This window comes from uncultured Solobacterium sp., from assembly GCF_963550625.1.
Taxonomy (GTDB): domain Bacteria; phylum Bacillota_I; class Bacilli_A; order Erysipelotrichales; family Erysipelotrichaceae; genus Bulleidia.
In genome coordinates this window covers 44066-69616 of record NZ_CAUVCV010000005.1, presented here as the reverse complement: position 1 = coordinate 69616, position 25551 = coordinate 44066, and the positions used below count along the sequence as shown (strand labels likewise).

21 protein-coding genes are annotated in these 25551 nt (G+C 35.8%); 6 read left to right on the top strand and 15 right to left on the bottom strand.

What is annotated here, in order from left to right:
- Positions 1–131: 131 nt before the first annotated feature.
- The 7 genes from RYK16_RS04425 to rapZ all read right to left on the bottom strand — a co-directional run bounded on the left by RYK16_RS04425 (position 132) and on the right by rapZ (position 5736).
- Positions 132–782 (bottom strand): hypothetical protein, encoded by a 651-nt coding sequence (locus RYK16_RS04425; protein WP_314851042.1) that lies wholly within the window; start codon positions 780–782, stop codon positions 132–134.
- An 80-nt stretch (positions 783–862) separates the two neighbouring features.
- A complete protein-coding gene (locus RYK16_RS04420) occupies positions 863–1777 on the bottom strand; it encodes a GNAT family N-acetyltransferase (RefSeq protein WP_314851041.1) in 915 nt (304 codons plus the stop codon).
- Positions 1774–2694 (bottom strand): phosphatidylglycerol lysyltransferase domain-containing protein, encoded by a 921-nt coding sequence (locus tag RYK16_RS04415; RefSeq protein ID WP_314851039.1) that lies wholly within the window; start codon positions 2692–2694, stop codon positions 1774–1776. The genes RYK16_RS04420 and RYK16_RS04415 overlap by 4 nt, the downstream gene beginning before the upstream one ends.
- Positions 2695–2699: 5 nt before the next feature.
- Positions 2700–2987, bottom strand: a complete 288-nt coding sequence (locus RYK16_RS04410; protein WP_314851037.1) for a hypothetical protein — start codon at positions 2985–2987, stop codon at positions 2700–2702.
- Positions 2980–3924 (bottom strand): DNA-binding protein WhiA, encoded by a 945-nt coding sequence (whiA, locus tag RYK16_RS04405; RefSeq protein WP_314851036.1) that lies wholly within the window; start codon positions 3922–3924, stop codon positions 2980–2982. Before whiA ends, RYK16_RS04410 begins: the two co-directional genes overlap by 8 nt.
- Positions 3924–4874, bottom strand: a complete 951-nt coding sequence (gene yvcK, locus RYK16_RS04400) for a uridine diphosphate-N-acetylglucosamine-binding protein YvcK (protein ID WP_314851034.1) — start codon at positions 4872–4874, stop codon at positions 3924–3926. The genes whiA and yvcK overlap by 1 nt, the downstream gene beginning before the upstream one ends.
- Entirely contained in the window at positions 4861–5736 is an 876-nt protein-coding gene (gene rapZ / locus RYK16_RS04395; protein WP_314851033.1) for an RNase adapter RapZ, read from the bottom strand. Before rapZ ends, yvcK begins: the two co-directional genes overlap by 14 nt.
- A gap of 131 nt (positions 5737–5867) precedes the next feature.
- On the opposite strand from rapZ, the gene RYK16_RS04390 reads away from it, so the two are divergent.
- The 3 genes from RYK16_RS04390 (at position 5868) to RYK16_RS04380 (ending at position 9158) form a co-directional block, all read left to right on the top strand.
- Positions 5868–7190 carry a glycosyltransferase family 2 protein gene (locus RYK16_RS04390; RefSeq protein ID WP_314851031.1) on the top strand — a complete coding sequence of 441 codons (1323 nt, stop codon included), beginning with the start codon at positions 5868–5870 and terminating at the stop codon, positions 7188–7190.
- Between the two features lie 166 nt (positions 7191–7356).
- Positions 7357–7965 carry an ATP-binding cassette domain-containing protein gene (locus tag RYK16_RS04385; RefSeq protein WP_314851029.1) on the top strand — a complete coding sequence of 203 codons (609 nt, stop codon included), beginning with the start codon at positions 7357–7359 and terminating at the stop codon, positions 7963–7965.
- A complete protein-coding gene (locus RYK16_RS04380) occupies positions 7962–9158 on the top strand; it encodes a hypothetical protein (RefSeq protein ID WP_314851028.1) in 1197 nt (398 codons plus the stop codon). Before RYK16_RS04385 ends, RYK16_RS04380 begins: the two co-directional genes overlap by 4 nt.
- A gap of 259 nt (positions 9159–9417) precedes the next feature.
- Here the strand turns inward: RYK16_RS04380 and RYK16_RS04375 are convergent, their stop codons facing one another.
- From RYK16_RS04375 to hprK, 5 genes are all read right to left on the bottom strand, one after another.
- Positions 9418–9813 carry a hypothetical protein gene (locus tag RYK16_RS04375; RefSeq protein WP_314851027.1) on the bottom strand — a complete coding sequence of 132 codons (396 nt, stop codon included), beginning with the start codon at positions 9811–9813 and terminating at the stop codon, positions 9418–9420.
- Between the two features lie 233 nt (positions 9814–10046).
- Positions 10047–10625, bottom strand: coding sequence for a hypothetical protein (locus RYK16_RS04370; RefSeq protein ID WP_314851026.1), 579 nt, complete (start codon positions 10623–10625; stop codon positions 10047–10049).
- 54 nt (positions 10626–10679) lie between these two features.
- Positions 10680–11276: a helix-turn-helix transcriptional regulator gene (locus RYK16_RS04365; protein WP_314851024.1), complete on the bottom strand. Its 597-nt coding sequence runs from the start codon at positions 11274–11276 to the stop codon at positions 10680–10682.
- 223 nt (positions 11277–11499) lie between these two features.
- A complete protein-coding gene (locus RYK16_RS04360; RefSeq protein ID WP_314851023.1) occupies positions 11500–12873 on the bottom strand; it encodes an HAD-IA family hydrolase in 1374 nt (457 codons plus the stop codon).
- A 1-nt stretch (position 12874) separates the two neighbouring features.
- The gene (hprK, locus tag RYK16_RS04355; RefSeq protein WP_314851022.1) at positions 12875–13819 is read right to left on the bottom strand and encodes an HPr(Ser) kinase/phosphatase; all 945 of its coding nucleotides are present in this window, start codon (positions 13817–13819) and stop codon (positions 12875–12877) included.
- 312 nt (positions 13820–14131) lie between these two features.
- On the opposite strand from hprK, the gene RYK16_RS04350 reads away from it, so the two are divergent.
- From RYK16_RS04350 to RYK16_RS04340, 3 genes are all read left to right on the top strand, one after another.
- Positions 14132–15763, top strand: a complete 1632-nt coding sequence (locus tag RYK16_RS04350; protein ID WP_314851021.1) for a hypothetical protein — start codon at positions 14132–14134, stop codon at positions 15761–15763.
- Positions 15764–16070: 307 nt separating this feature from the next.
- A complete protein-coding gene (locus RYK16_RS04345; RefSeq protein ID WP_314851020.1) occupies positions 16071–16847 on the top strand; it encodes a hypothetical protein in 777 nt (258 codons plus the stop codon).
- Complete coding sequence (locus RYK16_RS04340; RefSeq protein WP_314851018.1) at positions 16844–18358, top strand: MBOAT family O-acyltransferase; 1515 nt, start codon at positions 16844–16846, stop codon at positions 18356–18358. Before RYK16_RS04345 ends, RYK16_RS04340 begins: the two co-directional genes overlap by 4 nt.
- A gap of 29 nt (positions 18359–18387) precedes the next feature.
- On the opposite strand, the gene uvrA is transcribed toward RYK16_RS04340, so the two are convergent.
- From uvrA to RYK16_RS04325, 3 genes are all read right to left on the bottom strand, one after another.
- Complete coding sequence (gene uvrA / locus RYK16_RS04335) at positions 18388–21228, bottom strand: excinuclease ABC subunit UvrA (protein ID WP_314851016.1); 2841 nt, start codon at positions 21226–21228, stop codon at positions 18388–18390.
- Complete coding sequence (mutS, locus tag RYK16_RS04330; protein ID WP_314851014.1) at positions 21228–23747, bottom strand: DNA mismatch repair protein MutS; 2520 nt, start codon at positions 23745–23747, stop codon at positions 21228–21230. The genes uvrA and mutS overlap by 1 nt, the downstream gene beginning before the upstream one ends.
- 263 nt (positions 23748–24010) lie before the next feature.
- Positions 24011–25546, bottom strand: a complete 1536-nt coding sequence (locus RYK16_RS04325) for a PTS transporter subunit EIIB (RefSeq protein ID WP_314851013.1) — start codon at positions 25544–25546, stop codon at positions 24011–24013.
- Positions 25547–25551: the final 5 nt, after the last annotated feature.

The window sequence follows — 25551 nt, the reverse complement described above, 5'->3', positions numbered from 1 at the left end:
GTTTTAATATGTTTTCGGTCAATTAAGAGCATTTGAATGTAAGCGCTATCGTGATGAATTTCACTAAAAATTCTTCTAACTTTTTGAATAAATTGATACCATGTGAATTTAAAGACTTTTTATACTTATTTTTAATGGTCTTTTAATAACTTTTCAAGAATCTCTTGAATATCCGATGTACTATCCGCAATTGTTTCTTGGTTTTCATAAACGATAAGTCCCATAAGTTTATAGCCATACCAATCGTCACTAGTCAGATAAAAATTCAGTGCTTTATCTCCCTCGTCAGATAACTTCTGTACCGTTACGATTCTCCCACCTATGGTGTACTCTTCTCTTTCAAAATCGACAGGATGTAAATTTGTAAATTGATGCGGTAAATTTTCCTTCGTGACATACAATCGAAAGGTATATCCCTTCTTATTTCGATATGAATTTACAATATATTCAAAATATTTCCCAATATACTGCTTCTGTGCAAAATAATTTCTTTGAACATAGATGTTTATAATTTGTAGGTTCTCTATCCCACAATCCCAAGGAGGAACCCCTGTTTTACAACCTAACACATCATCATAATCAAATCGCAAATGATATTCTTTCAATACCTCTTTTTTGAGTTCTTTGATTTCATCTTGATTGGTAGAACTAATGATTCTCTCATTAAAGAACTCTGGTCTTCCTGGGATTCTTGGAAGTAAATATGGAATGATACATACTACGAGTATGATGACTACGCTGTAGATTGCAAAATGAAAGAAGTTGGCATGATCTCTTCTCATAACAATCACCTCAATGATATGCATTTCATGTATGTTTTTACTTATTATATAGCACAAGAAAAGAAGGATATACACCCTTCTTATGCAAATTCATTTAGATTAAGTGGTTTGATACTTGTCGCAAATGCTTGTTCAACCGTAGAGATATCTCTACCCACAAGTTTTGAGAATAGCTTTGCGTCATTGAGTCTTGCCATTGTAGAACCGTATGTCTCAACCTTTGTCTCTGGGAATACGAGTGTTAAGTCTTCTGCTTCTGATACATGTAATTCCACAACATCCTTTTCGAATAGTGCTGCGTTACATAGTTTCATAAGGGCAGTGGAATCGAGGTAAATTAACTCTTCAATTTCTAAAACATCTCCCTTTGGCAACATTGTCGCATATCCTCTGATTTGATCTTTACCATTGTAATAGGCTACAATCTTACCACCTTGTGCGTTGATTTCTTTCTTATACTTTACAAAGTATTCTAAATCTCTTGCATAGTAACCATTGAACCGACGGATAAATGCAGAGTATACCTTTAGTAAATCAATTGCTGTTGGTTCATAGGAACAACCAAAGTTTGTGCTGCGCTTTACATCATCACGTGTTAGACGATAGGTAGAGCGATTGTAGATATTACGGAAGCCATATGGTTCATATAGTTTCTGATCATATGCTTGAATAAGAGTAATTAATTCAGTATGCTCGCATGCATCTAATACAATTTCCATCAAACGCTTCATATATCCACGCTTGCGGTATTCAGGTAATGTTCCTACACCTAAAATCATACTAGTACGTAGAACTTTGTCATTAAACATCATCGCATGAGGAGCGCGAATGATTGCCGAGACAACATGCCCCTCTTCTACATATACAAAGCAATTCTCTGGCACAAATAGATTCTTAAAGTAGTAATCAATATAGCCTTCATCCTCTTGTGGAAAACATACTTTCCAAAGATTCTTTACTTCGGTAGCTTGTTCTTTCGTTGCTTTTGTAATCATGATTCAACACCTTTCTTAATACGATACTTCTCAATAATACTGACTGGGTGATAGGACAGTTTAGCAGCTCTTAGATTTTCACGACCTGTATCATCTTCACGATTAACGAGTTCAATACCAGGGAATTCATGGCTTAACATTTCTTTCATGATGCACTGATAAAGGCCTCTAACATCTCCGTCTGCCTTTTCGATATTCTCTTGGCACATTCGGTCTGATAACATTGAACCAATCGCAAAGGCACGCACCTTGCCATCAATTCGAATCAAACCACCCTTACAAGGTAGTTCATTATACAAGTCTAAGATACGGAATGTACCAATTCTCTCACTTTGTAAGAAATCATCTGGATCTTCCGATTTCCAATCTCTCAAATATCCAATACAATCATCGATATTTGTTTCATCGAGAGTTTCATATGACCATCTACCTTCAAAGTCTTTATAGAACGCATTCAAATGATTGCGCTTTTTTTGCATTTTCTTACCTGCGTAGGTACGTAAACGTTCTCCATCATAAACATAATCATCCGCCCAACTTTCATGGATGGCTGTATATTCTGGATATAACTTAATGACTTCATCCACCATCTCTTTTGTAAAACAGCTGAGTGTAAAGTCATGTCCATAATGGTCAAAGATTTCCTTACCCTTTTTAATCGCTTCAGCGATATACTGCTTTTCGCATAGTGGCATATACATGAAGAAACATCCCTCATGAATACCCAACAATATTAAATACTCTTCCTTCTTATAGTAGAACAACGGATATGTCTGTAACCACATAATCATATTGATGATATTGTGATTGGATTCTTCATATTTACAACGCTGTAAATATGCTTGAACCATAGGCCAATCCATCACCTGTAAGGTTGTAAAATCATTTTCTAATATTTCAGTGGTTACGATCTCCATAAAACTTACTCTCCGTCTGTATGTTCCTCATATTCGACATCAATGATATCACTTTGATTTTCCTTAGGGGATGAATATGACTGATAGAAAGTACGATCGATATCTAATTCTTCAACGGTAGCATTTTCCATCTGCTTGTTTAATCTTCTAGCTTGAATTAAGCCATAAATCACAAATCCTACGATTGGTAATAGTAATAATAGGATAAGCCACCATAGGTAGCGGAAGATTAGCGCAACGATAACCATCAACACAATTGTGGATACCGCTGTCTGTAGTTGTGTTCTATTCATCTTGTTTTACCTCTTTCATCGCTAGTTCATGAAGCTTTACAAAGCGATGTTTCATGCCTGACTTCGAAACAATCTCCCCAGTTTGACGCTCATAGATACCACATAGTTCCATTAAGGAAGCCTCTGGGTTTGCCTTGCGGAGTGCGATGATATCTTGTAGTTTACGATCTAACGTTTCTATTTTCTGATTTTCTTCTAAGATTCGAATATCATCCAATTGTCCACTCGCAGCCGCAACTGCCTTTACTTCATTGGCTAAGTCCATATTATTCATACGTTGCAGAGAGTTACTAAAGTCTCTTGAAATACGAATATTTTCAAACTTTAAAACTGCTTGGTCTGCTTCTATTAAACGTAAGAAATCCGCAATCTTTTCGGCTGACTTCACATATAAAATGACTTTCTTACGACGTGTTGTAATCTTTGCATGAATGTTAAATCGCTCTAACAAGGATGCCATAAATAATGCATGTTCTTCACTGGTAGCTGTAATCTCCAAGTGATAGGATGATTTTTCTGGTGAGTTGATAGAGCCACCTGCCATAAACGCTCCTGCCAAATAGGCACGCGCATTATTGTTTGTCTGTACGATTTTCGCAAGTGGCTTATCTAGTAAACCACGTGTGCTATAAATTCCTAAATCCTCTAGAATTTTTGGGGCAGCACTCATAATACGCATACCATAAATACGATTCTTACGAAGATTCATCTTTCTTTTTACAAACAAGCTAATTTCTACGCCGTATCTTTCTTTTACCAAACGATAGATAGTACGTGAAACTGCCGCATTTTCTAAACTCACTAATAAAGTCATACCACGATTAGATAAAGAAAGCGATGATGTCATTTGAATTAATGCGGATAGTTCTGCACGTATATCATTGCCTTCCATAATTTTTTGCGCTACTTCTTGTTTTACCTCTGCCGCAAATGACATTATTTCACCTCCAGCAATTCTTGAATCACAGTCTTAATCTTTTCTGGATCATGGTGAATAAATCCATTACGGAAGCTTAGTAATTCCTTCGTTACAATCTGATACGGATGGTCTTGCTTTACAAGATTTACTTTTGTACTTCCATTTAAGGAGTAGCGTTCTAGTATCTTCTCTGGTATCTCATCACATGCGACAATCACTTTATCAACAGGCGCATGGTGATATAACAATGCGTCTACATGGTCCTCTACTGTATACCCATCTGTTTCACCTGGTTGTGTCATCGCATTACAGAAGTAAACTAACTCTGCCTTTGTACTACATAACGCTTCTTGGATTTCTGGAATGATAACATTCGGCAATATACTTGTATAGACAGAACCAATTCCATAGATGACTAAATCTGCACTTTGTATCGCTTCAACCGCTTCCTTACATGCATGTACCTCATCTTGATAGAATACACGTGTAATATGGTGGTTATGATTTGGAATATTCGCTTCCCCACGTACAATAACACCATCTTCCATGCGTGCATATAAAGTGATTACATCCGTACTAGCAGGAATAATATTACCCTTTACATTTAAGATATGACTCACTTCCTGAATGGCTGTCATAAAAGAACCAGTCTGTTGCGTTAATGCTGTTAAGATAAGATTTCCTAGATTATGTCCTAGAATATCATCTTCTTTTCCATCCGGATCATCAAAGCGATAATCCATTAAGGAACTTAACATATTTTCACTTTCTGCCATACTGATCATGACATTTCGAATATCACCCATCGCAGGAATATGAAAGTTCTTACGCAATCGTCCTGTACTACCGCCATCATCGGCGACCGTAACAATTGCGTTTAAATCAATATTTGAAATGGTCTTAACACCACGACAGATTAATGACTGTCCATGTCCACCACCGATAATGACAACTTTATGCTTCTTCATGCGTTAGCCATTCCTTCTGATCACGATGATCCAAGTAGCAGTTATATCTTTCCTTATATACATCATATAAGTAGTTTGCAATCGTAACAGAACGGTGTTGTCCACCTGTACATCCAATCGCTACAGTAAAATGATTCTTACCTTCTTTTGTATACTGTTCAAATGCGTAATCTGTAAATGCTAATAAACGCTGAATAAATTCCTGTGTCTCAGGCTTATCCATAACATAGTCATATACTTCTTTGTCATTTCCCGAGAAATAACGAAGCTTCTCATCCCAGAATGGGTTTGGTAAGAAACGCACATCAATCATCAAATCTGCATCAAGCGGTACACCATACTTATAACCAAAGGAAATAAACGAAATGGAGAATGATGGTATCTGCTTCTTTGCAAAGTAAGATTCTAGCTTTTTCTTAAACTCCTTTTCAGATGAGAAGGATGTATCGATTGTAATAACATTATTATCAAGATTCTGTTTGAATCTATGTCTTTCTTCTGTGATAGCTTCTTCAAGGGTATTTGCGGTATTACTTAATAATAATGGGTGAATACGTCTTGTGCTCTTATAACGGTTGAGTAACACACTATCACTGGCATCGATAAAGAGTACGCTTACGGACGCATTAATACCATTTAACTTACGAGAGAAAATTGGGAAGTCTTCTGCCGATGTACTTAATGCAATATAGCTATATCTTGGGTCAGTTGAAACTTCTATCATATCTACGAACTGATCTACAAGTGCAACAGGATAGTTATCAATAATGTGATAACCCATATCCTCTAAAATGCGCGTTGCTGTACTCTTACCAGCACCACTCATCCCACTTACAAGTATGATTCTCTTACTAACTTCCATATCCAATTACCTCGTTTCTATTTGAACATCCGAGATTCGACCTAAACTTGTTCAAAGGCCATCGCTACTCTTCTTATTTTACACTATTACTATTATACTATTTATAACAGTAACGTTAATAGGAGAGTTATATGAACACACCAATTGTTAGTATTATTGTCCCTGTATATAATGCCGCAAAACCACTCGATGGAGATAAAACTGTATTACATCGCTGTATTGATAGTATTTTGAATCAAGAATTCCGTGATTTTGAATTAATTGTTGTGGATGATGGAAGTAAAGATGAATCTGGCAAGATTCTTGATGAATATGCCATAACAGACGAACGTATTAAAGTTATCCATAAAGAAAATTCAGGTGTATCAAACACTCGTAATCTAGCGATGCAGAATGCACGTGGAAAGTATATTCAATTCCTCGATGCGGATGATTGGATTACAACCGACGCCACTAAATCCCTTGTACGTACAATGGAAGAGTCAAAAGCAGATCTAGTCATCGCAGACTTCTATCGTGTCGTAGGAGAAAACACATCCCATAAAGGTAGAATTGACTCCGATAAGGTACTTACAAGAGATGAATTCGCGGACTATATGATTCAAAATCCAGCCGACTATTATTATGGGGTACTTTGGAATAAACTCTATAAGAAATCCATTATTGATACTTATCAACTTAAGATGGATACTAGCCTTTCTTGGTCAGAGGATTTTATCTTCAATCTTGAATATCTACTCCATGTAGAACATGTAGCACCATTACAGTTACCAATTTATTATTATGTAAAAACAGAAGGTTCTCTTGTATCGCAAAGCCGTTTCGATATTCGTAACATCGTTGATATGAAGTTATCTGTCATCAAATACTATGACAACTTCTACAAATCTATTTACGATGAAAAGGAATACGCTCGCAAGCGCCCAGAAATTCTTAGCTTCTTAGTAGGCTTTGCGACAGATGACTCTGCCATCTCTTTTTCCACAAAGAAACTTGGAGAAGAAATTGTACCAGTCGCAAAACTAAGTGACCATAAACAAGATGCGATACTACATAACTACTACACCATAAAACTACTAGAACGTTTACTACAACGTATCGCAACAGAAACTGGTCTAAGTACTAACGAACTCATGATTATTCATTATCTTTCTTGTTTCCACCGTTCAAATATCACGAAAGATATGGCTCTATTTACAGATATCAACCAATTCCTATTGTTACCTTTGTTGGAGAAGCTTGTATTCAACGAATTTGTCACAAGAGTTACATCAGATGATTTTGAAACTTACTATTCTCTAACTTCAAAAGCAGAACCAATCACTAGACAACTCAATCAACTAAGTGAAGATTTTGATGCAATCCGCTTTGCAGGAATTGATTCCTCCACACAGGAGTTACTACAATCTGCAGAAGAGACCATCTACGAAAATATCCGCAAGAAATTGTTATAAAAATACTTTCTAATTCACCATTTGCTATTCGTTATTATATCAATATAATAAAAGCAAATATTTATTCTAATAAAAGATTGTACGTCAAAAAAATCTTCTCTTATTTATCTATTTATAATTATAATTTAAATAACTTTTATTTATTTGCTCCGAAGGAGAATTTCAAATGATTAAAATTAAGGATGTAACATATTCATATAACGTAACTCCCGTTATTACTGATCTATCATTCTCTTTCTTATCTAGCAACATTTATACAATTATTGGTGAAAATGGGTCCGGAAAAACAACGTTACTACGCTTAATTCTGGGGCTTCTAAAACCTGAAAGAGGAAGCATTCAATTTGTAGAAGAAGCAATCATCTCATATTTGCCAGATCATAATGGATTATACGAAGATTTATCCATTACGGATAATATTAGATTTCGACTTGCTTTATATAAGCAAAGTTTTAGTACAGTTCAAAATGAATATTATTCTCTATTAAATAAATATCATCTCTATGATAAAAGGGATGAACCTATCTCTTCTTTATCATTAGGTATGAAAAAGAAAGCCGCAATTATCGCTACAACTCTTGTTCATGCAAATATATACATTTTTGATGAACCGACAGGTGGCATTGATCACGATGCAAAAATCGAAATAATATCTTTATTTAAAGAGATTGATTTAAAACAGAAATGTATTCTAATTGTCACGCATGATGAGGAACTACTATCTGAAGTACCTTCAATTCTTTTAAAAATGCAAGAAGGAAGGTTGATGGAATGAAAACATTGCATATCTTCTTAGAAAAAGAATTAAAAGAAATAATAAAACATAAACGCATCTTCTCGCTTGTGCCAATTCTGATATTATTTCTCCCCTTATTGAACCTATATATCCCGCATTCTTTTATAACAGGTATCTCTCCATCAATTTTCTTACCATATAGCTATTTATTAATTGGTGCATATTCTACTGAATTCATATTTGAGATGATGAATAATGAATATAGACAGAAAACGATTGAAATTATTTGGACAAGTAAAATTTCGCCAACTGTATTCCTGTTCTCTAAAATGATAATACCTGTATTTATTGGTGTGCTATTATTTTTTTCGAGTATTTTTTTGAATAATATCCTGTTTTCTATTTTCAATCAAGGCGCCTACTATATACCCTACAATTTCTGGTATATAGCCTTTGGGATATTAACTGTTGTATTAACAAATATTTTTACACTTACAATATATTTAAAATTTAATCAAATCATCACAAGAGAAGCCTATACCCTTTCAGCGTTTATAACCGGATTGATTGTTCTTTTAATATATCTCCTGGGATATACATTTGGCATGTTTCTAGCCGTGCTAATTTACCTATGCACTATTACAACACTCTTTCTTTACACAATTGTATTATTTTCAGGTCAACACATTTATAATCAAGTTCAAAAACCATCAAGATTTCTATCTAATAATTGGATTTTAATCTTGCTTCAAAATTGTACAATCCATACACTACACTTAAAAAAAGTTGGATATTTACTTTTAATGGCTATTGGATCTGGACTCTTTATGAAAGAACTCCAATTATCATTAACATTCCCATTTATCACTAATTTGTTATTGATTACACTATTTGTCAGAATTGCGACAGATATATTATTACGCCAGATTATCCTTGATCGTAGACTGAGAATAGATGAAATAGTGCATGTGAGCAAAATTTCGAATTTTGTAGTTCATATTTTGTATTTTTCAATATACACATTTCTTTCAGTAGTATTTTTAATCATATTTCATATTTCCTTTTGGAGTTTCTCAAATATAATAATTCATCTACTGATCATAGGATTAGTTGGATTATTTACAGTTTTTCTTTCAGGATTTGCTGATATAAGCCATGAAAAAATATCGATTGGAATAATTATGCTTATAGTTGAAATATTGACTTTCATTACAATACTTTTCCTACACTAAATAATACAATTTATAATTCAGAATTCTTCCAGTAGAAGCCCAGAAGCAAATCTATGCTAGCATGGCATAGATATCACTTATATGAGTTCTATTTTATATCAGCCAAGAAATAGTATATTCAATATGAACTTTGTGATTAGTTTAACTTTTTACTATAAGAAAATAAACTCTGTAAACTATCTTCTTTATTCCATTTAACGTTAATTATAATTTTTAAGTTTTATAATGAAAGACCAACTCATCATCCGACTTGGCAGTATTATTCTTTTATACTCTTGTCAATTTCTTTATATATTAATCTATATGTTTCATTTGGAATCTTACGCTTTGGTATCCATCTATGATAAAGCTGTTCTAGTTCTTTTGAAAATCCCATTACTTCGCACACTTTCTTATATGCATATTCATTCGCGTCCACCTCGTACGGTTGGTTTGCATACAAATTTTTCAGGAATTCCTCATCGCCATTGATTTTATATTTATAATATTTGTCTCCAACTTTTTTATAGCACGTGCCATCGTACATAATGATATACGATAAGCTTTCATTAATAGTATTATTAAATGATTGGGGATTGGTATATTGTAATGCATGTCGTAATTCATGAAATAGATAGAATGCTTGTTCAAAGAAATAGATAGAATGCTTGTTCAAACTCTTCTCTATCATTTAATAGATTTTTATTTATAAAGACCGTTAGTGAGTTCGAATCAAATGTACCAAATGCCGTTTCATATCCAGCCGGCATAGCAAAAGAAAGTGATAGTGAAAGTCCATATTCTTTACAATATTTTTCAAAATGATTTTTATACTGAAACATTTCTATCACTTCCTTTCTATACAATGCGATATATCACTCATTCTCCAATTCGGTTTTTACATGTAGCTTAATTTATTTCAATCTCAATAAAAGACTGTTTTACTTCGGTTAATTCTTTTAACTTTTTCTCTAACACGCTTGGATCCATTCCGTTTTGAACTACAATTTCATAATACTTATCAAATTCAGGATGATTATTCTGTTTTACTACTGCTAGAATTTCCGCAAAGAATCCCCAAACATTGTTGTAACTTCTGGTGGAACGGTAGTCTTCTCGTTTTGGCATCCATTGTAATTTGACAAAAAATTTATATAAAATTTTACTCCAAGTTTCCGCATCATCGTCATAACAGAAAAACTTCGCTTCTAATAGGCTCCCAAAACGTCTATCCCAAAATTTTACAGTATCAGGCAAATACCAAGTATTACGCGTATCTCTACATATCATTTCGATTGTGATTTGTTCTAGTATTACACTTGGATCCCCACCAGCACAACTATAACTTCCAGCCACCATGCTTTGACCTGCTTCATCTTTTAATTCTTCATAAGCTGTTTGGCTATCAAGTAATGCCATCGCAATTTTTGCACGATCACCAAATGCTTTCCCTGCACTCAACATCCGATATTTCTCAAGTTCGCTCATACTTCCTCCTAGATCTCTTTCTACTCTTTTTGTGTGTTCTTATCACCAATAGAATTATCTTGTTAATTTGCGATTCATATACTTAGGATTGACAAGAAAGATGTATACAGATGTATTTATTAATATCAATAATGTAGACCATAAACCTATATGTAATGTATAACCCAAAACAAACACAACAGTTTGGATTAAACAATACAATGATTCAATCTTCGTGTTCTTCGCTCTTTGTTTTAGATCTTTTTCATATCGATGATTACTTGCCATCCATATCGAACATGCAAGCAATGGGAATAATTTCATAATCATCTCTAACACGATTGTATTAGAATCTCCCCATGGATAGATACATGCATTTAAAAATGCAGCCTGAAAAATGATTGCAAGACGAGTTAAATTTGCATGTAGTATTTTATTGTTCTCTTTTATCTTTGGTGAATCTTCGTCACTTTCATATGAATCCATTAAAAGATAGTCTGTTGTGACACCGAACAACTTACTCAGTTGAACAATATTATCTGCGTCTGGTAAAGCCGTACTATTTTCCCAACGTGAAACTGCTTGGCGAGATATATTAACTTGGCCTGCCAGTTCTTCTTGAGACATTCCCTTTGACTTACGTAGGGTTCTAATCTTCTCTGAGACGTTCATTTGTGATCTTCCCCTCTCTTTTACAACTTCATTCTATTATCCTTATCAATTCACTTCCATCACAAGAACTTTACATATACGCAACATATGTTTACATTTATCTTTTAAAAGTTTTGAGATGGACATTCTTTATTCAAATTATATCATTTTCTATCAACTATCTTTAGAGGAAAACCAACAACGCATATAAAAACCAAGCCAGAACATCTAGCTTGGTATGTTTTTATAACTTTTCGTATGTCCAACCGTGTGTTTCTTTTAAGATCTCTTTTAGTTCAGATAAATCTCCGATAATTGCGTTTGGTTGTGCAGATTCTAATTCTCCAAGTTTTAACTTGTCTCGTTCATCTGCTGTTGGATCATTACGTTTTGGATAGAAACCAATCGCATAACATCCTGCTGCCTTGGCTGCTAAGATATCTGACTTACTATCACCAATGTAGATACAGTTGTCATGACCTTCCTTTAATCTCTTGCATGCATATAAGATACCTGCAGGAGATGGCTTTGCCTTATCATACTGGTCACGACCAACTACTACATCAAAGTAAGATAACTTAAACTGTCTCAACCAAGAATCACAAGATTCTGTTAAACGTGAAGACACAATACCCAACTTATAACCATCTTCCCATAAGTCATGTAAAACTTCTTCTGTATGTGGGAATAGTGTTACGTCATTGGACCACGAGAATGATGCTTGGTATGTACGATATTCTTCTGCTAACTTGGCATCATCCTGTTCAGGGAAGAATTCCTTGAAGGAAGTGCGTAGAGGCTGAATGAATACCTTTCTTTGTTTATCAATCGTAAAGTTCTTGATATTGCTGTATTTTTTGAAGAAGTATCCAAAGCACAACAATACCATACGACGGCTATCCATTAGTGTTCCATCTAAGTCAAATAAGATAACTGGCTTATCTAATGGATGTGTATGTAGATAGATATAGCCAAGTAAGGCAACCACTACACTAAGACCTGCCATGATGACATCATGTGTACCACGTACATCCCACTTAAATACGGTAGCTAAGAATGAAATTAAGCCGAACCACATAAATGTAGTAGCTGCTGTTTCACCACGTCTTCTACCTTCACGGTAACGGTGGATTTCAAACCAGATAATCAAGAAACCGATAAAGTCTAGTGCGATCACAAACCACAATGTACGATCAGCCATTGCTCGACCAATTCTTGTAATCGTAATCATCAGCAGTGCAAGTGGTGCTGTCATATCTAGTGCACGACGCCAACTCATATAGTGTTCACGTGTATAAACCCATGTACCTAACGCCACACCAATTAATCCACCAGTCGCATCATAGCCACCATCTGTAATCAAGAAGATGTATGGTGTATATTTCATATATTCAGAAAGATTACCTAATACCCAGAATAAACGGCTAAAGATAAAACCACCAGCAGCGCAGAATAAGAATAATTCAACCGCTACGATACGTTTATATCCATGTTTCTTATTTTCTTTTAATAAGAATATAAATACTACAATTACAGCGAATAGCGCTGCCACGAGATATGTTGGAATACGGAAATTCCCTATCTTCAATAAAGTTATATCATCGGGGAAAAATGTCATTTTATTCATCCTTTCCTACAAAACGAGAAAATCGTTCGTTGATTTCGGCAGCCCCACTATAGCCAGCCTCCTGTAATCTAAAGTTTCTAACTGCTGATTCAACTAATATAAAGGTATTACGTCCTGCACTAACTGGAATCACAATAGTTGGAACAGACACACCTAAAATCTTTGTGTAGCATTGTGTTTCATCTCCGATGCGGTTATATTCCGCATCTCTTTCAAACGGCACCATGCGAACAACAAGCTTTACTTCCGCACGATCTGCGACCGCTGAAGCACCAAACATCTTTTCAACATTGATTACACCGATACCACGGATTTCTAGTAAACCCTTGGTGATTGCTGGCGCATGTCCATAAATACTATTTTGGATATGTTGAACATCAACTCGGTCATCCGAAATAAGCACCTGCCCATCACGAATCAGGTCTAGAGCAGTTTCAGATTTACCCATTCCGCTCTCACCAAGAATCATGACACCTAATCCATATACTGACATTAAAACACCAGACATCGTATCGATTGGTGCTAACTTTTCATCCAAGAATGTAATTAAATCCGCAGTTAAACGATATGTTTCTAAATTTGTACGTAATACTGGGAAGTTGTTATACATTGCGACTTCTTTTAATATATGTGGAATCTCATTTCCACCCGTAATAATAATACATGGAGTTAGACCGTCCATTAAAAACTGAAATCTAGCTCTTTGGTCATCTTCGCCCATTGTTCGAATAAACTCTGATTCTTTATTACCGATGATAACGATACGACGAGGTTCCGTACTCTTAAATACACCAGCAAGCTCAAAACCAGGACGATTTAAGTCCTGAATAACTGTCCATCTATCTAAAGAAGAATCATCTCCTGTTAGTTGTTCTAACTGGAAGAAAGATACTATCTCACGAATCCCTACTTTTTTCTCATAAGTTTTTTCTGACATATCGTCCTCCATCAATACCATTTATTATAACATGACTTATAAATCATGTAGATATGTTAGTTCTATACAAAAATATACAAATAAAATCATCAAATCCTTTTTTGTTCATTTTATATATTTCTAAATTTATGTAAAACATAAATACGTATAACAAACAATCAATACACATAAGTTCTATTTATCACGTACATATTCATTTGTCTCGATAAAATATGTATAAATCTTACTTTTTTTCTAAATAATTATTGGTTTGTTATAATTGACTCACCCGTATATAATAGGATGGATAGAAAGGATACTAGATTTTATCAAATGAATATACAAAGACCTTTGCAAAAATCAATATTCTTTGGACTGTTGTGTACTTTAGTTGCTGGTACATCTTTTAGTCGTCCGCTTTCTGTACAAGCAGAGACGATAATCGCGTACACAGCAGACTCTCCTGTCGGTTTACCAGAAGATAGTTTCAGTGACCATTGGAAGATGACCACAAAGACATATACATATACACCTAGTTCTAGTGACTATATAACTTTACATGGAGATAACTCATCTCTATCAAATCTAAATCAAATTAAACCTTATGAATCTGTTGTAGAAAATCCTACAACTGCATCATTCCAAAAAGTATCCGAGCTCACAGTACCTGATTTTGATGCATTTGATCATTCCTTATTCTCTGAAGAGACAATGAAATATACTACAGATGAAGATGCCGTACAAAACTATATCAATACACATCCTGAATTAGCCGGTGTTACTGATCGCCGCATCCTTCTGCCAGTATTTGAATTTGATCGAGACAATGATTTGGCTAGCTACCATAACTACTTTGATACAAACCTTGCTAACGGCTTACTTCCAGCCGGTGCAGTTGGTCGTGACAATACAGCAGTACTAGATCCAACACAACCACTTGGACAGTATTCATTGGACAAGACATTAACCTATGATACTGAACACGGCTTCTATTATGTCTATCAATTAAATTTAGGTATCGCTGATGTTTCCCGTGAGATTACTACATTTGTGGATAGTAATGGAAACGAAACTGAAAGACAAGGTCTCTACACTGCACCAGCAGTGCTAGGAAATGATATCTTAGACCACAAGAAAGTAGTTCACTATCTGATTCCAGAAGGAAAAGAAGGTAACGGGAATCTTGTTCGTCCTGCGGTACATGTTACACGTACATACTATTACTATAAACTGGCGCATACAGCGTATGTGAGTGATGATGGCACAACATTACAACCAACCGATGAAGGTCTACAACCTGCACCAGCTACAATTTCATCCTATACATATGACCATACTGATGAAGCAGTTTTATCCCCTACATTAGATGTTGATGCGGTAACAGAACGTTTATTAAACCAGATTAAGGCACAGGATTTAACACAGGTATTTGCGAGTGCTACACAAGTAAATGATATTGTTATCACGAAAACAGTAAATAATACTTTCAGTATCTCTATTTTAAAAGAAGATGGCCTTTCTGAAGATATCTCCTACTATACGGACGGTTCAGCTCGTGTTACAGATAGTGATGGAAATCCTATCTACTATGATAATACTTTCCAAGACATCTTATATACAACAGCTACTGATGATAGCTTGGCAGTCGGAGAGTATCGCGTAACATATTCTCTATCACCACTCATCTACGATTTAAATCGCATGGATTCTGTACAACATCTCTTTGTAAATCTTGTTGTAGGTACTCGCGATGATAATCGTATCGAGAATGCGGTAGATCGAACTCATGTTTATACAAGAGTTCCTGATCCAACAACACCACATGTCCCAAATACACCAGGACGTACACCGAATACAGCTGATAACAGCCATACATCACGTGATGCACTCATACTGGGAATATCACTAATCCTAGCAGCTTGTGTTTTCTTAACTAGAAATCATATTGATCATACATTTAATTAGTATGTATGCATACTATAAATACCCAAGTACTCTTAAGGGTACTTGGGTATTTTAATCTTTTCATTTATTTTTATAAAAGTACTCGAAAAAACAGAAAATAAAACATACAATTAATGGTGACTAACTACTTAATATTTTTAGAAGAGGTGAATTACCAGTGCAACACATCCGTCAACATTCCAAACACTTTATACTCTTTACACTTATATTATCCATTCTATTTATGCTTATACAGGTCCCTTTTTATAAGGGACAAGAATATGGGTATCAATATAAAAACGTCATGACAAAGTTAAAGTTTCTTTCCATGGAAAAGGATCATTCTATCGATGTCATGTTTTTAGGCGATAGCGAAGGAAAAGCTGCCTTTGATTCACTCAGTCTTTTCCATGAACATGGTATTAGTTCCTATAATCTATGTACAAATTTCCAATGGGCTATTGATACAGTAGCACTTACAAATCACATGTATGCATCACAAAAACCTAAACTTGTTGTGATGGAAGCTAGTTTCATTTTTACAACTCTTCGTAAACGACGTATCCTTCTTGCAAAGTATCTTCCAATTTTTAATTATCATGAATTATATAAACAATATTTATTAAATCCTGAGAAGCCTGATGCATTTAAAGGCTTTAGCCCAACTGATAAGGCTGTACCATTTACTGGCTCTTTAGAATATATGACGGAAGATTCATCCTATTATCCAATCGATACATGGACATTAGACTACTTGCAACAAGTCAAAGAAACCTTAGAAAAACAAGGCACAAAGCTTTTGCTAGTCAGTGCACCTAATCCACTCTATTGGAATACCGCTAAGCACAACGCCATTCAAGCATGGTGTGATCAGAATCAAGTAACTTATGTAGACTATAATCTAAAACTAGATGAATTAAACTTAAACTGGCAAGAAGACTATCGTGATGGCGGTGACCACCTAAACTCTATGGGTGCCAAAAAGTTTATAAAGGCTTTAGGTCAATATCTGCAGGAGAATTACAATCTCAATGATCATCGTAACGATAGCCAATACGCAGATTGGGAAGAAGATTATCAAACACTCTACGGAGGTACAAAATGAATAAATTAATGTACTCCGCACCGCTATACTTTATAGCCTTCTTACCAGCAGTAATCATGCTGTACCAACTTTGTCCACAGAAGTTTAGAAAGTATGTACTGTTAGTGGCTAACTATGTATTCTTCTATACGTGGTCTAAGTTCTTCCTTGTATATCAAGTGATCACCATGGTCATAACATATGTATCTGCGAAAATCATTGACCATACAACAAGCAAGAAAACCAAGAAGTTTATTCTCTTTGCAGCGATTGTAATAAACCTTGGAGTACTAGTGATACTGAAGTATACCAACTTCTTTGGTGAAAACATATTCGCTATCTTCCATCAAAGATTTACAGCTGTGCACTTTATTACTCCAATCGGAATTAGCTATTATACTCTTCAGATGATTTCTTATTTGATGGACACATCAAGTGGTAAAATTCATTCTGATCATAGTATTGTAGATTTTGCGGTATATGCAAGTTTCTTCCCTACTTTGATTCAAGGCCCAATTACACGTTTCAATGAAATCAAAGATAGCATTCATGCAGGGAATCCAATCACATACCAAAATCTAAAGTTTGGTAGTCAACGAATTCTATTTGGTTTAATGAAGAAGATGATTATCGCAGATCGACTCGATCCTGCAGTTAGTAAAATCTTTACATCCTACACACAAGATGGACTATTTAGCTTAATCGGTGCTGTATTATGTACAATCCAACTATATATGGATTTTTCAGGTATCGTGGATATCTGCTTAGGTAGTGCAGAGATTTTCGGAATTAAATTACCTGAAAACTTTAGACAACCATTCTTTGCCGAGAATGCATCTGACTTCTGGCGTCGTTGGCATATCACACTAGGTACCTTCTTACGTGACTATGTTTTTTATCCGGTTTCACTTGCCAAGCCAATTCGTCGCCTATCAAAGTTTTTCACAAAATATTTTGGGAAGGCTGCCGGTAAGTTTATTGGTCCATTCATCGCATTATTTGCAGTATGGTTCTTAAACGGTTTATGGCATGGTCCTTATTGGTCTTACATCTTCTATGGTCTATATTACTTCTGTTTTATGGTTCTAGAAATTTTGTTGAAGAAACCAGTTGATGATTTCTTAAAGAAACATCAGATTGATAATAATCATATTGGCTTACGCATCTTTAGATTTGTAAAGCTATTGATCATTGTAATCATTGGTGAACTATTCTTTAGAGCCAAAACATTAGCAGTTGGTTGGGCAATGTTTAGTAGTATCTTTACTAACTTTGATTTATCCACATTTAAAGAAACGTTACCATTCTTGCGTTTAGATGTAGCCGACTGGATGATTGTGCTTATTGGTATTGTGGTTATATTCCTTGTGGATTTCTATAAAGAATTCCATGGTTCTATTCGTAATACAATCGAACAAAAACCAACATGGATGCGCTGGTCAATTATCTATACTTGTATATTCACACTCCTCATATTTGGTGCCTATGGTCCTGGATATGATATCGTTGCGATGATATACGCAGAGTTTTAATTACATAAAAGGGATGCCTTGGCATCCCTTTACTTTTGGTGTTCTTTTGTCCACTCAATTGTTTTCTTTAAATACTGACCTGTCCAGCTTTCTTTAACTTTAATGATGTCCTCTGGTGTTCCTTGGGCAACGATTGTTCCACCACCATCACCACCTTCAGGTCCTAGATCAATAATCCAGTCAGCACACTTAATCACATCTAGATTATGTTCAATGATGATAACTGTATCACCATTATCCACAATTCTTTCAAGTACAGCGATTAAGCGATTTACATCATCTGTATGTAGACCGGTTGTAGGTTCATCTAAGATATAGATTGTCTTACCAGTTGGACGTTTCTGTAATTCACTAGCGAGTTTGACACGTTGTGCCTCACCACCAGAAAGTGTTGTAGAGGACTGTCCAAGCTTGATGTAATTTAATCCTACATCAGAGAGTGTTTGTAATTTATTCTTAATCTTTGGATGATTTGCGAAGAAGTCTAAAGAATCTTCCACTGTCATCTCCAATACATCATAGATATTCTTGCCCTTATAAGTGCACTGTAATGTTTCTTCGTTATATCTCTTACCATGACACACTTCACATGGTACATAAACATCTGGTAAGAAGTTCATTGAGATCACCTTTACACCATCACCTTGGCAAGCTTCACAACGTCCACCTTTGACGTTAAAGGAGAATCTTCCTTTTTCATAACCGCGTAATCTTGCCTCTGGTGTCTTAGCGAATATATCACGAATATCATCAAATACTCCTGTATAAGTAGCTGGGTTTGAACGCGGTGTACGTCCAATTGGATCTTGGTCGATCTGTACTAACTTATCGATATTTTCAAGTCCTTTGATAGACTTATACTTCCCTGGGTTTGCTTTTTGTTTTCCAAGATTTTGTTGGACGGCTTTCATGAATACATCGTTGACGAGTGTACTCTTACCAGAACCAGATACGCCAGTCACAAGTACCATCTTCCCTAGTGGGAATTTCACATTGATATTCTTGAGATTATGTTCAGCTACACCCTTCAGTTCTACAAACTTGCCACTACCTTTACGACGTGTTTCTGGCATTGGAATGACTTTTCTACCAGATAAGTATTGTCCTGTAATGGAGTTTAAAGAATTCTTGATTTCTTCTGGTGTGCCATTTGCGATGACTTCGCCACCATGAATACCTGCACCAGGACCAATGTCCACAATCCAATCTGAATGTAACATCGTATCTTCGTCGTGTTCCACGATAATAAGTGAGTTACCTAGGTCTCTCATATTTTGTAGGGTCTTGATTAACTTACTGTTATCACGTTGGTGTAAGCCAATGGATGGCTCATCTAATACATATAGAACTCCTGATAGTCTCGAACCGATTTGGGTTGCTAGACGAATACGTTGTGCTTCACCACCAGAGAGTGTTCCTGCCAAACGATCAAGTGATAGATATTCTAAACCTACATCCTTCAAGAAGGATAAACGGTTACGAATTTCTTTAAGTACTAACTCCGCAATCTTTGTCTTTTCAACATCTAGCTTTAGATTGTTAATCCAATCTAGTGCTTTACCGACGGATAGTTGTGTAAACTCGCAGATGTTTTTATCTCCAACACGTACACTGAGTGCTTCTGGGTTGAGTCTTTGTCCATGACACTTTGGACATACAGACTCTACCATGAAGGAGTGATACCACTCTTTACTCATAGAGCTGGTTGTTTCTACGTAACGACGTTCAATCATATTCTTGATTCCTTCGATGAAGTCATTACGGTTATAACTATTACCGCCAGAGGAGGTGATGGTATAGCGAATAGGCGCATCACTACCATATAGAATTACTTCTAATTGTTTCTTTGTTAGATCTTTGATTGGTGTATCTAAATCAATCTTGTAATGTTTGAGTAAAACTGCGAATGTCTGCCATTCGATATTATCTGTACCGATAATATTCTTGTAGTAGCGAATACCACCTTGGCGGATAGACTTAGAGCGATCTGGAATTAAGTTATCCACATCAACTTCTTCTGTAATACCCAAACCATGACAGTTATCACAAGCACCGATTGGCGCATTAAATGAGAATAAGCGTGGTTCTAGTTTTGGCACTGTAAAACCACAGATATGACAAGAGAAGTGCGTAGAAAAATCTAATTCTTCTTCCCCGTTAAGTATGATTGCTCGTCCATCTGCTAGGTTCAGTGCTGTTTCTATTGAGTCATATACACGTGATCTGGATTCATCTGTCTTTACAATACGGTCAATGACTACATCAATATCATGACGTTTATTCTTTTCTAATTCTGGTTCATCCTCCAACATCACAATTTCACCATCAATGCGTACACGGATATAACCATCTTTTAATAGCTTCGCAAATACGTCTTTAAAGCTACCTTTTTTATTTCTAACCGTAGGCGCAAGTACTGTTAACTTACTACGATCTGGTAAGTCCATCACTTGGTTAACCATCTCTGTAATAGTCTGCCCTGTGATTGGAATATTGTGATTTGGACAGTATGGTACACCAGTTCTTGCGTATAGAAGACGCAGGTAGTCATAGATTTCTGTCACAGTACCAACCGTAGAACGTGGGTTGTTGGACGTTGTTTTCTGGTCGATGGAAATTGCTGGAGATAGTCCTTCAATTAACTCAACATTTGGCTTTTCAACGCCACCTAAGAACTGTCTTGCGTATGCGGAAAGGGATTCTACATAGCGTCGTTGTCCTTCGGCGTAAATCGTATCAAAGGCAAGTGAGGTCTTTCCACTTCCTGAAAGACCTGTCATTACTACCATTTTATTGCGAGGAATTTCCAAGGAAATATTCTTTAGGTTATTCTCCTTGGCACCTCGTATTGTAATCTTATCTAATTCCATTACTTCTTTACCTCCTCACAAAGGTCACTTAACATCACCCAAGCCTCACGTGGGGAAAGATTATCTGGGTCAACTTGTTTTAGTTTGTCCATCAAAGCTTCCGTACGTGGATCTTCTTTATGCATTTCTACCAATTGATAGTTTTGTTGTACAACTCTCTTGGTTGATTCTAATTCCTTCTGTAAGTCTTTTGCCCGATTTAATACTGCATCTGGTAATCCTGCAAGTCTTGCGACATTAATACCATAAGAATGTCCAGCAGGGCCTTCTGCCATCTTATATAAGAATGTGACTTCATCATTGTTTTCTTTTACGACTACATGCATATTCTTCACGTTTGGAAGATTATCCGAAATCACAGTTAGTTCATGATAGTGTGTACTAAACATTGTCTTCGCGTGAATACAAGTTGCGATATATTCAATCATTGCCTGTGCTAATGCCATACCATCATAAGTAGATGTACCTCTACCAATCTCATCAAATAAAATCAAGGATGAGGAAGTCGCCTCCTGTAGGGCTAGGTTAGCTTCTGACATCTCTACCATGAATGTAGATTGTCCACTAAGGATATCATCCGAAGCACCAATACGTGTAAAAATCTTATCGAAGATAGGCATGATACAACTCTTTGCTGGAACGAAACATCCCATCTGTGCCATGATGACAATTAATGCAGTTTGACGCATGTAGGTAGATTTACCACCCATGTTTGGACCAGTAATCAGTAAGATATCCTGGTCTTTATGCATATCTGTAGAGTTTGCGACATACTTTGGATTCTTCATCATGTCATCCAAGATTGGATGCTTCCCATTTTCAATAAAGAGACGATCTTCATCAAACTGTGGACGAACATAGCCATACTTAGCAGACACTTCTGCCATGGCAACCTGTGCATCAACCTCTGCCAAAAACTTACTTAACTTCTGTAGTCTTGGTAAGTATGCACGGATTTCATCTAATATCATTTGGAATAATTGTTTCTCAATGCGAATCGCATTTTCTTCCGCGTGTAAGATTGCGTCTTCTTTCTCTTTTAATTCAGGAGAGATAAAGCGCTCATTATTTGTTAGTGTTTGACGACGGATATAACCCCAATCATCCTGTACAGCTTGTGCAGCTGCTTTAGAAATTTCAATATAATAGCCAAAGACTTTGTTGTAGCCGATTTTGAGTGTCTTAATACCGGTTCTTTCTCTTTCCTTGGCTTCTAATTCCGCAATGAAAGTTCTACCGCTATGTTGAATCTTACGTGCTTCATCAAGTTCGGCATTATAACCATCTCTAAACATTCCACCATCACTAATTTGTACTGGTGGATTATCCACAAACGCATCTTTCAACTTCTGATAGAGTTCCTGCAGAGGATCAACTTTACGCTTTTCATCAAAGACTGTCTCATCTAATGCATGCATGATAGATGGCACTTCTGCTAAGGTCTTTGTCAAACGTTGACAATCTACTGCATTTGCCGTATTCATTGCACATCTAGCAATGAGTCTTTGTAAGTCATAAATATTACTAAAGCTATCACGCAACTGTTGTCTTTGCATGAAGTTTTGAATTAACCATTCAGTCTTATTAAAACGTGCTTCAATCTTTTCTCTTGAAACAAGTGGCTTTTCAATCCATTTACGTAACTGTCTTGAGCCCATCGATGATTTACACGCATCTAAAAATGACCATAGTGTAATTGCCTTACCATTTTCATGTAAAGACTGGACGAGCTCTAGATTCTGACGTGTCGCAAAGTCCATATATAACACTTCATCTTCACGTTCGATGCGTGTAACCTGTAAGTGACCTAACATGTGCTTCTGGGTATTTTCCAGATAGTTTAGCATACGTCCATATGCTTGCATGTCATAATCTTTGCGGATACCTTCCGTCAATGGTAGATACTCCTCTTTGATACGTGTTTCATCACAATAAGAAATGACAATCTGCAGTTCTCTAAAACTCTTGAGTGTCTTTTCTTTAAAATCACTAGCTACTACAACTTCACGTACATTCGAACGTAGTAGTGTCTGCATTAACAACACATCTTTGTGCTCAATATTCTGTACATAGTTTTCACCAGTACTCATTTCTACAATCGCAAGAGAATACCCATATCCATAATCGGTAATCGCAGCTAAATATACAGAGGCTTTTTCATCAGAGATTTCCTGCATCACAGTACCTGGTGTAATCACTCGAATCACATCACGTGTAACCAAACCAACTGCTTCCTTTGGATCTTGTGTCTGTTCACAAATCGCAACCTTAAAACCACGGGATACAAGTCTTGGGATATACGCAGCTGCCGCATGATGTGGAATACCACACATCGGTACACGTTCCTCAACACCCGCATTCTTTCCTGTTAGTACAAGGTCTAATTCTTTCGATGCAATCTTCGCATCATCAAAGAACATCTCATAGAAATCGCCTATACGATAGAACAAGATTGCGTCTTCATATTCTTTTTTGACTGCAAGATACTGCTGCATCATCGGTGTATAATTTTCTGCCATATTCGCCTCTCAAAACATATGTATTATAGCATAGTTATGCACATTCCTTATGGTCCAAGACCAATGTAAAACTGGCATTTGTCGTCTGCATTATATTATTTCGACTATAATCGAAATAACATTAATTATTTCTTATAGTTTCGAGTATAGTCGAAATAGAAGTCAAAATCGTTATATGTTTCGACTATACTCGAAACATATTTATAAAATCCAATATAAATAAAACTCTACAGTTAAAATTCACTGTAGAGAAATATATTTATTTACATCACTGTACGTAAGGAGTTAATAATCCCCTTCTGCAAGTAATACGACTTTGCACCGTATAGTAAAGTATATACATTTTCCTGACGTGTAATACTGATTGAGCCAAGATCCATGAGTTCCTTCTCGTGTACAATTTCTTTATCATATACCGTAATTACTAATGATGTTGCGTCAGCCTCGACATGTTTGATATTCTCTTGGCCACCAATATGCTTGATGATTTGCTTTACCATCTTTTCACCTTCATCACGGATGATTAATCCTGTTGATAGATGACGGAAGTATAGTCTTGTGGCTAAGAAGTAGACAATCGCAGAAATTACACCAACAATGACTACAATAATCAAGTTGCGATATAAACTTGTATATTTTAAATAGCTTAATAGTTCTGGTAGTGTTCCTATCGTTGCGGTTACTGCATTGGTATCACTTGTAACATAACCTAGATTAACATGTAGTGTTGAAAATAATCCGTATAAGAATCCATTATATCCAAGATGGAAAAAGAATAGTAATGGACTAACCATAAACATCATGATTTGTAGTGGGATTGTTGTACCAGATATCATGGAAATGAGTGTTCCAACAATACATAATCTTTGTGTTTTTACCCGTTGTGCTTTTGATGTACCGATACTGTACATTCCCCAAATCATTGCAGGTATCGCAAAGATATTCATGACATAATATGGTGCAAATAATCTTCCTGCCGCAGACGTAAGTGTTCCTGCACCTAGTTGTGCAGTCCACACATTTGCGTCACCCACAACCGTAGCACCTGCAATATTTGTCCACAATCCACCAGATGATGAATACCATAATGGTTGTCGAATCAGCGCATTTAAATGGAATAGTTGTAAGAAACAATCTGTGATTCCATAAAGAATCATATTAAATGGGCTACCCAAATCAGAAGAAATATAGTTTACCAAGCGCACAATAAATAAGATGAAGTATGGCCATATCACACCAAATAATGCACCCGCCAATAAACAATACACAACAGTCTTTACTATCGCATTTAGTTGTTTGATTGGGGATGATTGACCAATCTCAAGATGATGATTTGCTCGACAAGCGATATACGTTAACATTGTTACGATAATTGTGCCAACCATTCCTGTTAATAATGGATAGTTCGCAGAACCCGTTAAATAACTAACAGATGAAGATGCGATACCTATATTAAATTGTGCATTATACGCATACGATGGTAATACTGGTGCTGGCACAAACATTGTTGCGATATGGAATGCGAAATATCCAACCAAACCTGCAGCAACCGTTACTGAACTATTTTTCTTTTGGGTTAATAATCTTAATAAAATAAGTAATGGTGCATACATCAAAATTGTACGTGCAATAATTCCTAATAATTCCCCTACCAAGAAGACACCATCATTTGCGATGATAGTAACTAATCCATATGCAGGATGAAGGATTATATTTGATACACCACAAAGAAAGCAAGCAAATGCAATTACAATGAGTGGAAATTTCAAAATTTGAAAATATGAATGCATGTATTGCATACTAG